Origin of the sequence: Bradyrhizobium sp. i1.15.2, from assembly GCF_040548425.1 — a bacterium.
In the GTDB taxonomy this organism is placed as follows: domain Bacteria; phylum Pseudomonadota; class Alphaproteobacteria; order Rhizobiales; family Xanthobacteraceae; genus Bradyrhizobium; species Bradyrhizobium canariense.
In genome coordinates this window covers 101,683-113,967 of the sequence record NZ_JBEPRQ010000016.1, presented here as the reverse complement: position 1 = coordinate 113,967, position 12,285 = coordinate 101,683, and the positions used below count along the sequence as shown (strand labels likewise).

The 12,285-nt window shown below is 63.8% G+C and carries 12 protein-coding genes; 8 read left to right on the top strand and 4 right to left on the bottom strand.

The window, feature by feature from the left end:
* Nucleotides 1–70: 70 nt before the first annotated feature.
* The gene (locus ABIB80_RS25625; RefSeq protein WP_007597063.1) at nucleotides 71–1,414 is read left to right on the top strand and encodes a glycoside hydrolase family 3 N-terminal domain-containing protein; all 1,344 of its coding nucleotides are present in this window, start codon (nucleotides 71–73) and stop codon (nucleotides 1,412–1,414) included.
* Here ABIB80_RS25625 and ABIB80_RS25620 read toward each other — a convergent pair.
* The 3 genes from ABIB80_RS25620 to ABIB80_RS25610 form a co-directional block, all read right to left on the bottom strand.
* Nucleotides 1,411–3,030, bottom strand: coding sequence for an ABC transporter substrate-binding protein (locus ABIB80_RS25620; protein WP_007597062.1), 1,620 nt, complete (start codon nucleotides 3,028–3,030; stop codon nucleotides 1,411–1,413). The two genes, ABIB80_RS25625 and ABIB80_RS25620, sit on opposite strands and share 4 nt — an antisense overlap.
* 95 nt (nucleotides 3,031–3,125) lie before the next feature.
* The gene (hydA, locus tag ABIB80_RS25615; protein ID WP_007597060.1) at nucleotides 3,126–4,580 is read right to left on the bottom strand and encodes a dihydropyrimidinase; all 1,455 of its coding nucleotides are present in this window, start codon (nucleotides 4,578–4,580) and stop codon (nucleotides 3,126–3,128) included.
* 113 nt (nucleotides 4,581–4,693) lie between these two features.
* Nucleotides 4,694–5,302 (bottom strand): TetR/AcrR family transcriptional regulator, encoded by a 609-nt coding sequence (locus ABIB80_RS25610; protein WP_007597053.1) that lies wholly within the window; start codon nucleotides 5,300–5,302, stop codon nucleotides 4,694–4,696.
* A 101-nt stretch (nucleotides 5,303–5,403) separates the two neighbouring features.
* On the opposite strand from ABIB80_RS25610, the gene ABIB80_RS25605 reads away from it, so the two are divergent.
* The 6 genes from ABIB80_RS25605 (at nucleotide 5,404) to ABIB80_RS25580 (ending at nucleotide 9,541) form a co-directional block, all read left to right on the top strand.
* A complete protein-coding gene (locus tag ABIB80_RS25605; RefSeq protein ID WP_007597052.1) occupies nucleotides 5,404–6,099 on the top strand; it encodes a PspA/IM30 family protein in 696 nt (231 codons plus the stop codon).
* Nucleotides 6,100–6,139: 40 nt separating this feature from the next.
* Nucleotides 6,140–6,415 (top strand): YiaA/YiaB family inner membrane protein, encoded by a 276-nt coding sequence (locus ABIB80_RS25600; protein ID WP_007597050.1) that lies wholly within the window; start codon nucleotides 6,140–6,142, stop codon nucleotides 6,413–6,415.
* 227 nt (nucleotides 6,416–6,642) lie between these two features.
* Nucleotides 6,643–7,707 (top strand): amidohydrolase family protein, encoded by a 1,065-nt coding sequence (locus ABIB80_RS25595; protein ID WP_007597048.1) that lies wholly within the window; start codon nucleotides 6,643–6,645, stop codon nucleotides 7,705–7,707.
* 14 nt (nucleotides 7,708–7,721) lie between these two features.
* Nucleotides 7,722–8,834: an amidohydrolase family protein gene (locus ABIB80_RS25590; RefSeq protein WP_007597047.1), complete on the top strand. Its 1,113-nt coding sequence runs from the start codon at nucleotides 7,722–7,724 to the stop codon at nucleotides 8,832–8,834.
* Nucleotides 8,835–8,849: 15 nt separating this feature from the next.
* Nucleotides 8,850–9,263: a Rieske (2Fe-2S) protein gene (locus ABIB80_RS25585; protein ID WP_007597046.1), complete on the top strand. Its 414-nt coding sequence runs from the start codon at nucleotides 8,850–8,852 to the stop codon at nucleotides 9,261–9,263.
* A gap of 71 nt (nucleotides 9,264–9,334) precedes the next feature.
* Entirely contained in the window at nucleotides 9,335–9,541 is a 207-nt protein-coding gene (locus ABIB80_RS25580) for a hypothetical protein (protein WP_007615092.1), read from the top strand.
* A 132-nt stretch (nucleotides 9,542–9,673) separates the two neighbouring features.
* Here ABIB80_RS25580 and ABIB80_RS25575 read toward each other — a convergent pair whose 3' ends face one another.
* Complete coding sequence (locus ABIB80_RS25575) at nucleotides 9,674–10,519, bottom strand: SDR family NAD(P)-dependent oxidoreductase (protein ID WP_007597044.1); 846 nt, start codon at nucleotides 10,517–10,519, stop codon at nucleotides 9,674–9,676.
* A gap of 196 nt (nucleotides 10,520–10,715) precedes the next feature.
* On the opposite strand from ABIB80_RS25575, the gene ABIB80_RS25570 reads away from it, so the two are divergent.
* Complete coding sequence (locus ABIB80_RS25570) at nucleotides 10,716–12,212, top strand: aldehyde dehydrogenase family protein (protein WP_007597043.1); 1,497 nt, start codon at nucleotides 10,716–10,718, stop codon at nucleotides 12,210–12,212.
* Nucleotides 12,213–12,285: the final 73 nt, after the last annotated feature.

The following is a 12,285-nucleotide window of genomic DNA, read 5'->3' as shown; positions in this document are numbered from 1 at the left end:
CGCCCTTTTGGTCCTTACGCGGCGCGAATCACTTTGATAGGTGCGTTCATCACCTTGGGCGTGACGCATCATGCAATTCCTCAATCGCATCGGTCTCATCCTGCTCTGGTTGGCCGCGCCTCTCGTCGCATTTGCGGCCGCGAACAAGAACGATCCTTATCTGCTCGTGCTGCGGGGCGCCGGAAACATCGCGCTTGTCCTCACAAGCATCGTGATTGTGCTCATCCTGCTGCGTAGCGGGCGTTGGCGCACGATCGCCGGCCGGCTCCTTGTCATAGTCTGGTGCGTACCGCCGCTCCTGATGTCGGCGGCGCACCTGAAATTCGAACTGCGCAAGTACGATGTTCTTGCCGTCAGTGCGGCCGAGGCGCGTCAGCTCGGACCTCACTTCATGGTCGGTTATTCCTCCTTCCCGGAGATCGCGCGCCTTGCCGAGCAAGGATTGATCGGCGGCATCTACGTCACCCGGCACAACATCCGGGGGCGGACCGTGGAGGCGCTGCGTGCCGAGATCGCGGCGCTCCAGGACAAGCGGCGAGCCGCCGGCCTGCCGGCGCTGGTCGTCGCCGCGGACCAGGAGGGCGGCATCGTCGGGCATCTTGCGCCGCCGTTGACGAAGCTGCCGGCGCTGGCGACGCTTGCCGGGCTTGCCCCCGATGACCAGCAGGCCAAAGCGGCAGGGTTCGGCCGCATCCACGGACGTGAACTCGCCGGGCTCGGCGTCAACCTCAATCTTGCACCAGTGCTCGATCTCAAACCGCCGGTCCGGCGCAATCGCCTCGACTTTCACACACTCATCGGTCAGCGCGCGATTGCGACCGATCCGGCCGTCGTCGGCGCGATCGCGAGCGCTTATGTGCGTGGGCTGGAAGAATCCGGCGTCGGTGCCACGCTCAAGCATTTTCCCGGCATCGGCCGCGTTCGCACCGACACGCATCATTTCAGCGCCAATCTCGACACGCCGGTGAAGGAGTTGGAAGCAACCGACTGGCTTCCGTTCCGCGAGGTGCTGTCGCATTCGCGCAGCGCGCTCATGGTCGGGCACGTCACGCTCACGGCCGTCGATCCCGACCGAGCTGCCTCGCATTCGAAGCGCGTCGTCGAGGGGATCATTCGCGACAAATGGGGCTACCAGGGCGTCGTCATGACCGACGATTTCGTGATGGGGGCGATCTACCAGAACGACGTCTGCCGGGCCGTTGTCGAGGCCATCAACGCGGGCGTCGATCTGCTGCTGGTCGCCTATGACGGCGCGCAATTCTACCGGATTTTCGCTTGCGCCCTGGATGGATCGCGGCAGGGCAAGCTCGATACGGCGATGCTGCGCGCGAGCCACGCGCGGCTCGCGCGGGGTTTCCCGTCCGAGCAGGCGCGAGCCGCCTCACGCCCCGTGAGCGTCGCCCGCCAAAACTAGCCCTTCGCGAACTGACGGTAGTCCGGCTCGCGATGAAACCAGAACTCGTAACCGGTGATGGCCTTCTGCATGGCGACATCGTGGATCGGCTGGTTGAGCGGAATGACGGGAACATCGCGCATGCAGAGCGCGATGAAATCCTTCACAGCCTTTTCGTACTCGGCAGCATCCGTGGTGAACCGTGCCTTGTCGATCAGCGCGTCCATTTCCTTGTTCTGGTAGGAGGAGATGTTGAAGATCGAATTGTTGCCGTGGAAATTCCAGTAGAAGTAGTATTCGGGATAATCGAGCCAGCCGCTGAAGCGGTTGAGCGCCAGAGGCAGCTCTTTCTTGTTCAGCGTCGTGCGCCAGTTCGCGCCGGGGATCTTCTCGATCGCCGCCTTGATGCCGATCTTGGCGAGACTTTCCTGGATCAGGATCGCGGTCGGCTCGCCGACCGTGGCGGTGCCGGTGTCGAGCGACAACGTTGTCTCCAAGCCGCTTTCGAATCCCGCCTCCTTCATCAACGCTTTGGCCTTGTCGAGATCGGTGACGTAGGGAAACGCCTGCGGCCAGACCGGCTTTGAGACGTCTGCTGCTCCGCCATACATGGGAACGGCACGCCCGAAGAACGCGCTGTTCTGGATCTGCTCATACGGCATCGCCCAGGCGACGGCTTGGCGCAGCTTCACATTGTCGAACGGCGGCTTTGCCGTGTTGAGCGCGACGGACCAGAGCGCGTTCGGGATCGGCACGCCCGAAACCTTGACCTTACCCTCCTTGATGATCTGCTCGAAGTCACGCGGTGCAAAGCCGCTGGAAATGTCCGCATCACCCCGCTCCAGCATGGCGCGGCGGGTGCCGGCGGAAGGGACGTCGCGCGCGATCACGCGCCGGAGCTTCGGGAGAGGTCCGCTCTTCCAATCGTCGAAGCGCGCCAGCACGGTCTCGCTGCCCGGTTTCCAGCTTTCGATCCTGTAAGCGCCGCCGCCGGCCTCGTTGTTCCTGAGCCACGCCAGTGCCCACGGGTCTTCCGCCGTCGCGTTCTTTTTCGCAAGCTCCGAGTTGATGATGAAGGGCACGACCACCGCGACGTTGAACAGCAGCATCTTGTCCTTGCGCACATAGTCGATGCGGAAGGTGTGATCGTCGACCACGACAAACTGCTCGGGTTTTTCCAGCGATCCCGCCGACATCTGGAAGGTCGGAAAGCCGCCGACCTTCACCGCGCGGTCGAACGACCATTTGACGTCTTTCGCGGTGACCGCCGTGCCGTCGTGGAATTTCGCGTCCTTTCGCAATTTGAAAGTGCAGGACATGCCGTCGGCCGCAACCTCGAAGCTCTCGGCGAGTTCAGGCGCGAGCGTTTCGCGGTCATAGGACAGCGTGCCGTCGGGGAGCGTCTTGGAGGCGTAGCTCAGCAGGCGATCGTAGCAATTCCAGGACAGCCCGTTCACGGTTTGGTTGGAGCCGACGCCCTGCATGTCGAGCGAGTTCGGCCCGAGTTCCTGCACCACCAGCAGCGTCTCGCTGCGCCCTTGCGCCGTGGCAAAGCGCGGAGCGAGGGCGGTCATTCCGGCGAGGCCGAGGCCGCCGAGCACGCCGCGACGGTTTAGTTCGAATGATGATGCGCTCATGGGTGCCCCACTCTTGAGAAATTTGCACCATAAAGAGGCAAGGCGCATGCCATCGGCCGCGCTTCACGGCGTCGCATCCCGTGCGGATCTCAGTCCTACGGCGTCACCGCTCCGCGGCGCACGGCGCGCGGGGCGGTCAGCTCTTTCCAAGTGGAATTGGCGACATGCACCGGCGAGAACGCCGGGCGCTCGACATAATGGCCGTCACCGGCCTCGGCGCGCAGATCGCCATCCTTCCAGACGATTCGGCCGCGCGACAGCGTCGCCGCCGGTCCGCCGGTGCAGGAAAAGCCCTCGAACACGTTGTAGTCGATCCGGCTCATCTGCCGCTTCGCGCTGATGGTCCTGCTCGCCTTGGGGTCCCAAACCACGACATCCGCGTCCGATCCGACGGCGACCGCGCCTTTGCGCGGATAGATGTTGAGGATGCGGGCGATGTTCGCCGAGGTCACCGCGACGAACTCTTCCTTGGTCAGCCGTCCTGTTGCAACGCCCGCTGTCCACAGCAGCGCAAGACGATCTTCGAGGCCGCCGGTGCCGTTCGGGATCTTTCTGAAATCGCCGAGCCCGAATCGTTTCTGCTCGGTAGTGAAGGCGCAGTGGTCGGTCGCGACCACTTGCAGCGAGCCGGCTTGGAGACCGGCCCAAAGACTATCCTGATGCGACCTGTCGCGGAACGGCGGCGACATCACGCGCTGCGCGGAATGATCCCAATCCTTGTTCTGATATTCACCGGCGTCCAGCAGCAAGTGCTGGATCAGCGGCTCGCCATAGACGCGCTTGCCAGCTGCGCGTGCCCGCGCGATCGCCTCATGCGCTTCGCGGCAGCTCGTGTGTACGATGTAGACTGGCGTCCCCGTCATGTCGGCGATCATGATGGCGCGGTTGGTGGCTTCGCCCTCGACCTCCGGTGGCCGTGAATACGCGTGTCCCTCTGGCCCGGTGACACCGCGCGCGATCAGCGCCTCCTGCATCAGGGCGACGACGTCGCCGTTCTCCGCATGCACGACGGGCATGGCGCCGAGATGGGCGCAGCGGGCGAACGAGTTGTAGAGCTCGTCGTCGTTCACCATCAGCGCGCCCTTGTAGGCCATGAAGTGCTTGAAGGTGTTGATGCCGTAGGTTTTGACCACGGTCTCCATCTCGTCATGGATCTGCTTCGACCAGGATGTTACGGCCATGTGGAAGCCGTAGTCGGAGGCCGCCTTCTCGGATTTGTGCCGCCACTCCTGATAGGCCGCGAGCATCGACTGGCCGGGATCGGGCAGACAGAAATCCACCACCATGGTGGTGCCACCGGCCAGCGCCGCCTTAGTCCCTGATTCGAAATCGTCCGCGGTGACAGTGCCCATGAACGGCATTTCGAGATGGGTGTGCGGATCGATGCCGCCCGGGATGACGTAGGCGCCGCCGGCATCGATGATCTCGCTGCCGGTGGGCGCGTCGAGCGATTGCCCGACCGCGACGACGGTCGCGCCGTCGATTAGCACGTCCGCGCGGCGCGAATGATCATGATTGACGACGGTGCCGCCGCGGATGAGGAGGGGCATTGGATGCTCCGGAGAGGGAAGTGGACCTCGCGAAGCTAAGCGCGCTGCATGGGATGTGACAGGTGAAATTTTAGCCAGTCGCCGCCGACAGTTGAGCTGTGCGCTCTCAGCCTCTACGCCGCCCGCGCGATCAGCCCGTCGATCATCGCGCGCACCAAGCCCGCGATTTCCGCCCGAAGCGCCGGTAGCGGTACCGCGACCAGCTTCTGCTCCAGCCCCAGCGCCACCATGCCATGCACCGCCGAGAACAGGCTGCGCGCAGTGATGCCGAGCTCCTCCCGACCGCGTTTTGGAAACAGCGCGGCCAGCGGCTCGTGGACGTGGCGGAACAGCTGCATCTGGTCGTCGATGGACCAATCAGGAAGGGGCTTGTCGGCGTCCATGCGGTGCTCGAACAGAGCGCGCCACAGTTCGAGATTTTCCGCGGCGAAATCGCAATAGGCGAGGGCGATGCGGACCAGCCTCCCCTGCGGCGACGGCTCGCCCGCGCTTTCCGCCGTGCTCAGGGCCTGGTCGAGCCGAAGCAAAGTGCGCGAGCCCACGCGCAGGATCAGCTCGTCCACATCGGCGACGAGATTGTAGACCGCGCCGTTGGCGCAGCCGATCTCGCGGGCGAGATCGCGGGTTTTCAGGCCCGCCAATCCCTTCTCGGCGATCATTCGTTCCGCCGCCAAGATCAGATCGGATCGAAGTTTCTCTCTGCGTTCCAATGCCTTAGCCATTTGCAATCAAATTTCTGAGCGCTGCTCAAACATTTCTTGAACGAAGTTCAAGTTTCTTGCTACAAACAAACGTGAGCAGCGCTCATAACAGGGAGCCAACAATGTTCAAGACCGTAGTGACACTTTTCCGCGGCAGCGTGGCCGCCGCCGGCGAGGAGCTGGAAGACCGGACGGCCCTTCTGATCCTCGATCAACAGATGCGCGACGCGGCAGCCGCCCTCGAGCGTGGCAAACGGACCTTGGCGCTGGCGATCGCGCAGGACCAGCAAGAAGGTCGCAAGCTCGAGGCGACCGTCGCCCGCATCGCCGATCTCGAGACGCGCGCGGTTGCGGCGCTCGACGGCGGCCGCGAGGATCTCGCCAACGATGCCGCCGAAGTCATCGCAGGCCTGGAGGCCGATCGCGATGCAGCGCTGACGGCACGCGCCTTGTTCGCAACCGAGATTGCGCGGCTGAAGCGGCACGTCGCAAGCGCGCAAGCCCGCATCACCGAGCTCGACCGCGGCCGCCGCGTCGCCCGTGCCTCGGAAGCGGTGCGCTCGCTTCGCCGCAGCGGCATCGAGGCGGCACGCCCCTACGAATCCACGCTGCCGGAGGCGGAGAGCACTTTGAGGCGTCTTCGTGAGCGGCAGATGGAAGCCCAGGCCGCTGACGACGCGCTGGTCGAGCTCGACGCGGCCACCGGCCCGCGCGCCACCGCCGAAAAACTCGCCGAGCAGGGTTTTGGCCCCCGGCTCAAGACGACCGCAGACGACGTGCTGGCGCGGTTGAAGTCCAAGCGCACGCCGACTGTCTGATCCCAATCCCCATCATCATTCGAACCAACAGGAGACCATCATGAACCAGAATGGCCAGCCCCACAGCGGCGCCTGGGTGACCTTCACTTACGTGTCCTTTGCAGCCTCCGCCTTCCTCGTCGCCATCGGCATCTTCTTCCTGCCGATCGATTTCTGGATGAAGGGCTATCTCACCATGGGGGTTGTGATGCTGATCCAGACCTGCGTCACCCTGACCAAGACCATCCGCGACAATCACGAAAGCAGCCGGATGGTGAACCGCATCGAGGATGCCAAGGCGGAACGTCTGCTGATGGAAGTCTCCAAGGCCGCTTGACGGGCATAGACAATCCGCAAGGAAGCAGCGGAGCAATGCGCTCCGCGGCTTCGGCGCCGGAACGCAGTTCGCGACACCTCATATCGCGCCTGCGAAATGCAACAGAGCCATGACGATCGCGCGGGCGTGCGCTCTTGCGCAACCGCACGGGCAGGGGCAGTCTTCACAGGCGGCGCACAAGAACGCCGCCAATAAGATGTGCTTACAAGATCTCGGCGAGGAACCTCATGGCAGCGACGCGGATCGACTGCGACATCCACCCGGCGGTTGGTGGCACGCGCACGACGCTACTGCCCTATCTCAGCGATCACTGGAAAGAGCAGGTCGTGAGCCGCGCCATCGACGGGCTCGATCTCACCTCCTATCCGCCCAGCATGCCGCTAAGCGGCCGCGCCGACTGGCGTCCGGCGAACGGCACAAAGCCCGGTTCCGATCTCGCGATGGTGCAGAAGGGCGCGTTCGAGCAGTTGGGTGCCAGTCACGCGATCATCAACGTGCTCTATGGCGCGCAGGCCGTGTTCGACCCCTACATGGCGGCCGACTTCTGCAAGGCGATCAACGACTGGATCGCCACTGAGTGGCTGTCGCGCGATCCGCGCTTGCGTGCCTCGATCGTGGTGCCGATGCAGGACCCGGATCTGGCGGTCGAGGAGATCGAGCGCCGCGCCGGCGATCACCGCTTCGTCTCTATCCTCGTGCTGGCGCAGGGCGAGACGCTCTTGGGACGGCGGCATTTCTGGCCGGTCTATCGGCTCGCGGAAAAGTACAAGCTGCCGCTCGCGATCCACGCCGGCACGCAATATCGGCAGGCGCCGAGCTCGGCCGGATGGCCGTCGCACCGCTACGAATATTACTTCGTCGAGGCACAGGCATTTCAGGCGCAGATCTTGAGCCTGATCTATGAGGGCGTGTTCGGCAAGTTTCCGAATCTCAAAGTCGTGCTGATGGAATCCGGCGTGAGCTGGCTGCCGGCCTTCATGTGGCGAGCCAACAAGACCTGGCGCGGGGTGCGCGTCGAGGTGCCCTGGGTCGAGCGCGAGCCGGCTGCGATTATTCGCGACAATTTTCGCGTCACCATGCAGCCGTTCGATGCGCCGGGTGACGTCAGAAGCGTTGAGGAGATCATCGACCAGATCGGTTCTGAGAAGATGTTCCTGTTCGCGTCCGACTATCCGCATTGGCAGTTCGACGGCGACGATCCGATCCCGCCGAACCTGCCGAACAGCATCATCTCGAAGATGTGCGTGGACAACCCGCTGGAGACGTTTCCGCGGCTGTCGCTCGCTAACTGACCTTGGAGGTTTGCATGAGTGAGGTCATCGACCGCCCGCTGCGGGAAGACGAGAAGCCCGCCGCTTCGCGGCTGCGCATCGTCGATTGCGACGTCCATCCGAGTCTGCATTCGTTCGACGATCTCAACGAGTTCCTGCCAAAGCGCTGGCAGCAGCATCTGAAGGAATATGGCAGCCATTTGCGCACGCCCTATCTGTTCACCACGCCCTATCCGCGCTCTTCGCCGCTGATCGCGCGCCGCGATGCGTGGCCGCCGACGGGCGGGCCGCCCGGTTCGGATCTCGCCTTCATGCAGAAGCAGCATCTCGATCCGCTCGACGTTGAGTTCGGGATTTTGCAGGTGCTCGATCTCTTCATCTTCTCGCAGCAGAACCTCGAATTCGGCGCCGCAATCCAGCGTGCCATCAACGATTGGCAGCTGGCGTTCTGGTCGCATCGCGACCCGCGCCTGAAGGCTTCGATCCTGGTCGGGCAGGACGGTGTTGATCTCGCCATCGCCGAGATCGAACGCTGCGCGAAAATCGGCGAATACGTCCAGATCAACGTCTCGCCGCGCGCCAACGAGCCGCTGGGCCGTCGCCGCTACTGGCCGATCTACGAGCGTGCCCAGGAACTAGGTCTGCCGCTCGGCATCCATGTCGGCGGCTATGGCGGGCATGCGCCGACCGGTGGCGGCTGGCCGTCCTATTACGTCGAGGAACACCAGTCCAACGCGCACACCATTGCGGCGCAGCTTGCCAGTCTCGTGATCGAGGGTGTGCCGGAGCGTTTTCCGAAATTGAAGTTTGTCTTCATCGAGGGCGGCTTCGGTTGGATTCCGTCCGCGGTGTGGCGAATGGACCAGCATTTCGAGCGCTTCCGCAGCGAGGTGCCGCATCTCAAGCGCAAGCCGTCGGAATATGTCCGCGGGCATTTCTGGTTCACGACGCAACCGATCGACGAGCCTGACGAAGCCCGCCACCTGCGCTCTCTGATCGAATGGGTTGGCATCGATCGTCTCCTGTTCTCGTCGGACTATCCGCACTGGGATTTCGACGATCCGCGCTTCGCCTTCAAGACGCCGCTGACGGAGGCCGAGCGAAAGAAGATCTTCAGCACCAATGCCCGCGCGGTCTACAAGTTCTGAGAAGGTCTGCACGGTATGGCCCGTCACATCGTCGCGTCCACCTCGGAGATCCCACCCGGTGGCAACAAGGTGGTCGATGTCGCGGGCCGCGACATCGTCGTGTTCCACGTCCATGGCGAGTTCTTCGCGCTGCTGAACCGCTGCCCGCACGAAGGCGCGCCGCTGGAGAAAGCGGCGTGCGTGGCGCGGCTGACCTCGCCCGAGCCCGGCATCTATCAGCGCTCGCGCGTCGGCGAGATGCTGCGCTGTCCCTGGCACGGCTGGGAGTTCGACATGCGCAACGGCCAGTCGTGGTTCGATCCGAAGCGCGTCAAGATAAGGTCATATCCGGTCGCTGTGGAGCGCGGCGAGGAACTCCAGAAAGGCCCGTATGTTGCCGAGACCTTTCCGGTGCATGTCGAGGACAGCTACGTGATTGTGGAGGTCTGAGCAGCCGTTTCGGATTGTGATTTTGCCGCAGGTGGGATAAGCCTCGCCCGCATTTATGGCGGAGACGAGCTTTGTCGAAACAATCCCTGCGTGAGGAGGCTGAGCGCCTGATCCGCGAATCGATGGAAAAGAAAACCGTCGTCGTCAAGCAGGGTGATACCCGCATCGAGGCCGTCTGCGGTAAATGCGGCGCCCCGAACCGTGTGCAGGCGCCAAAGGGCCAGACCCGCATCAAGTTCGCCTGCAAGAATTGCGGGCATCAGCAAGAGACGCTGTAGAGCGCCCCCTGTGTAAACCCTCATCCTGAGGAGCCCGCCGGAAGCGGGCGTCTCGAAGGGTCGAGGGCCCCAACCGGGCCTGCATCGTTCGAGACGCGCGTTCCGCGCTCCTCACCATGAGGATCAAACAGCCTAATTCCCCTTCACGAACTTCGCGAATGCATCCGCATGGTCCGGATGCCAGCGTGACAGCGGCGGGCGGTTCTCCACGATGTCACCGGCGGCCCACAGCATGCGCTTTTCGTCGAGCGCGCGCGGGACGTCGTTGTCCGGGCACAGGATGTAGAAATCGCCGGCCTCCAGCCGCGCCAACATGAAATCCACGGTCTGCTCGGCCGTCCAGGCGCCGGCCGGCTTCTCTGTCCGGCCCTTCGCGGTAAGGGCCGTGAAGACGAAGCCGGGAATCAGCAGATGCGCGGTGATGCGGCAACCCGCAGTGTTCCGCAACTCGTGCTGCAGCGCTTCCGTAAAGGCCTTCACGCCGGCCTTGGAGACGTTGTAGGCGGGATCGCCGGGCGGGGTGGTGATGCCCTGCTTCGAGCCGGTGTTGATGATGAGCCCCGCCCTGCCGCGCGCGATCATGTTGGGCGCGAAGATGCGCGAGCCAGTGATGATGCCCCACATGTTGACGCCGATAATGCGCTGCCAATTGTCGGGTTCGCCGAACAACGTGCTGCCGGGCTGGATGCCCGCATTGTTCATGAGGATGTCGGTGCCGCCGAAGCGCTCGCGCACGGCGCGCTCGAGTTCCGCCACGCTCTCGGCCTTGCTGACGTCGATCGCGAAGGGCATCACATGTGTGGCGGACGTCAGGGATGAGAGTCTTGTTGCGGCGTCCGCCAGCCGCGTTTGATCCACATCGGCGATACACACTTTCATGCCGTTCCGCGCGAAGGCTGCTGCGGCGGCGAATCCGATGCCGGACGCACCGCCGGTGATCACGGCTACATTGTCTTTGACGATCGCGGGATGCGGCATGGTTCGGTCTCCGGGGGAGGGGCTCGGTCGTGACATAACACGACACTTGCGCGACCCTGCACAAGTCGGCATGGGAGGTCTTCGTTCCGCACCGACTTTGCGCCTCTCCTTTACGCCTGTCCGGCACCGCAGTATTCTATCGACCTAACGATCCCGCCCAGATCGAACCAATCAATCATTGACAGGGAGTTCAGCCATGGCTGTGTCGCAGGCTATTCCAATCACGCGCCACCCGTTCGCCAACGGGTCCTACAAGCAGATGCTGATCGACGGGAAGTGGGTCGATGCTGCCTCCGGCAAGCGCTTCGAGACCCATAACCCCGCGACCGGCGAACTGCTCGCAACCGTTGCCGAGGGCGACAAGGAAGATATCGACCGTGCGGTCGCTGCCGCTCGCCGCGCCTTCGAAGGGCCCTGGAGCAAGGTCAAGCCGTTCGAGCGGCAGAACCTGCTGCTGAAGCTTGCCGACCTCGTCGAGAAGAATTTCGACGAATTGTCGCAGCTCGACACGCTCGACATGGGCGCGCCGCTCAGCCGTACCCGCGCCTATCGTCTGCGCGCCGTCGGCATGTTGCGCTATTATGCCGGCCAGACCACAGCGATCCATGGCGAGACCATCGAGAACTCGCTGCCCGGCGAAATCTTCTCCTACACACTGAAGGAGCCGATCGGCGTCGTCGGCGCCATCATTCCCTGGAATGGTCCGCTGACCGCGACGATCTGGAAGATCGGCCCGGCGATCGCGACCGGCTGCACCGTCGTGCTCAAGCCCGCCGAAGAAGCGCCGCTGACGTCGCTGCGCATCGCCGAGCTCGCGATGGAAGCGGGCGTCCCGCCCGGCGTCATCAATGTCGTGCCTGGCTTTGGCGAGACCGCGGGCGCGGCGCTTGCCGCACATCACGACGTCGACAAGGTTGCCTTCACCGGCTCGCATGTCACGGGCCAGTCGATCATTCGCGCCTCGGCCGGCAACCTCAAGCGTGTCTCGCTCGAGCTCGGCGGCAAGTCGCCGGACATCGTGTTCGCGGACGCCGATCTCGATGCCGCCGTGCCGGGCGCCGCGATGGCGGTGTTCGCCAATTCGGGGCAAATCTGCAGCGCCGGCACCCGGCTGTTCGTCGAGCAGTCGATCTACGAGGAGTTCGTCGGCCGCGTCGCCGAGTTCGGCAAGAAGCTGCAAGTGGGCAACGGTCTCGACCCCAACACCCAGATCGGACCGCTGGTGTCCGAGCAGCAGCTCGAGCGCGTCACCAGCTATCTCGACATCGGCCAGAAGGAAGGCGCCAAGGCGCTCGCCGGCGGTGGCCGCGTCACCGAAGGCGCGCTTTCAAAAGGCTTCTTCGTCTCGCCGACGGTGTTCGCGGGCGTCCAGGACAATATGCGGATCGCGCAGGAGGAGATCTTTGGACCCGTCATCTCCGCGATCGCATTCAAGGACATGGACGAGCTGGTCAAGCGCGCCAACGCCACCACGTTCGGTCTTGGCTCGGGCCTGTGGACACGGGACGTCAGCAAGGCGCATGCGGTTGCGAAGCGCCTGCGCGCCGGCTCGGTGTGGGTGAATTGCTACCAGGCGATGGACCCTGCAGTCCCCTTCGGCGGCTACAAGATGAGCGGCTACGGCCGCGAATCCGGCAAGCAGCACGTCGAGGAATATCTCAACGTGAAGGCGGTGTGGATCAAGACGGGCTGAGGCCTGTTCTCTTCGCGGATTCCGTGGCAGGGAATATCTGCTTTTGTGGGGGCGGCGCCTTTTCGGGTGGCCG

Excerpts from the sequence above, each read along its gene's own strand:
- ABIB80_RS25625 (WP_007597063.1), top strand. The coding sequence starts at position 71 with ATGCAATTCCTCAATCGCATCGGTCTCATCCTGCTCTGGTTGGCCGCG.
- ABIB80_RS25620 (WP_007597062.1), bottom strand. The coding sequence starts at position 3,030 with ATGAGCGCATCATCATTCGAACTAAACCGTCGCGGCGTGCTCGGCGGC.
- hydA (WP_007597060.1), bottom strand. The coding sequence starts at position 4,580 with ATGCCCCTCCTCATCCGCGGCGGCACCGTCGTCAATCATGATCATTCG.
- ABIB80_RS25610 (WP_007597053.1), bottom strand. The coding sequence starts at position 5,302 with ATGGCTAAGGCATTGGAACGCAGAGAGAAACTTCGATCCGATCTGATC.
- ABIB80_RS25605 (WP_007597052.1), top strand. The coding sequence starts at position 5,404 with ATGTTCAAGACCGTAGTGACACTTTTCCGCGGCAGCGTGGCCGCCGCC.
- ABIB80_RS25600 (WP_007597050.1), top strand. The coding sequence starts at position 6,140 with ATGAACCAGAATGGCCAGCCCCACAGCGGCGCCTGGGTGACCTTCACT.
- ABIB80_RS25595 (WP_007597048.1), top strand. The coding sequence starts at position 6,643 with ATGGCAGCGACGCGGATCGACTGCGACATCCACCCGGCGGTTGGTGGC.
- ABIB80_RS25590 (WP_007597047.1), top strand. The coding sequence starts at position 7,722 with ATGAGTGAGGTCATCGACCGCCCGCTGCGGGAAGACGAGAAGCCCGCC.
- ABIB80_RS25585 (WP_007597046.1), top strand. The coding sequence starts at position 8,850 with ATGGCCCGTCACATCGTCGCGTCCACCTCGGAGATCCCACCCGGTGGC.
- ABIB80_RS25575 (WP_007597044.1), bottom strand. The coding sequence starts at position 10,519 with ATGCCGCATCCCGCGATCGTCAAAGACAATGTAGCCGTGATCACCGGC.
- ABIB80_RS25570 (WP_007597043.1), top strand. The coding sequence starts at position 10,716 with ATGGCTGTGTCGCAGGCTATTCCAATCACGCGCCACCCGTTCGCCAAC.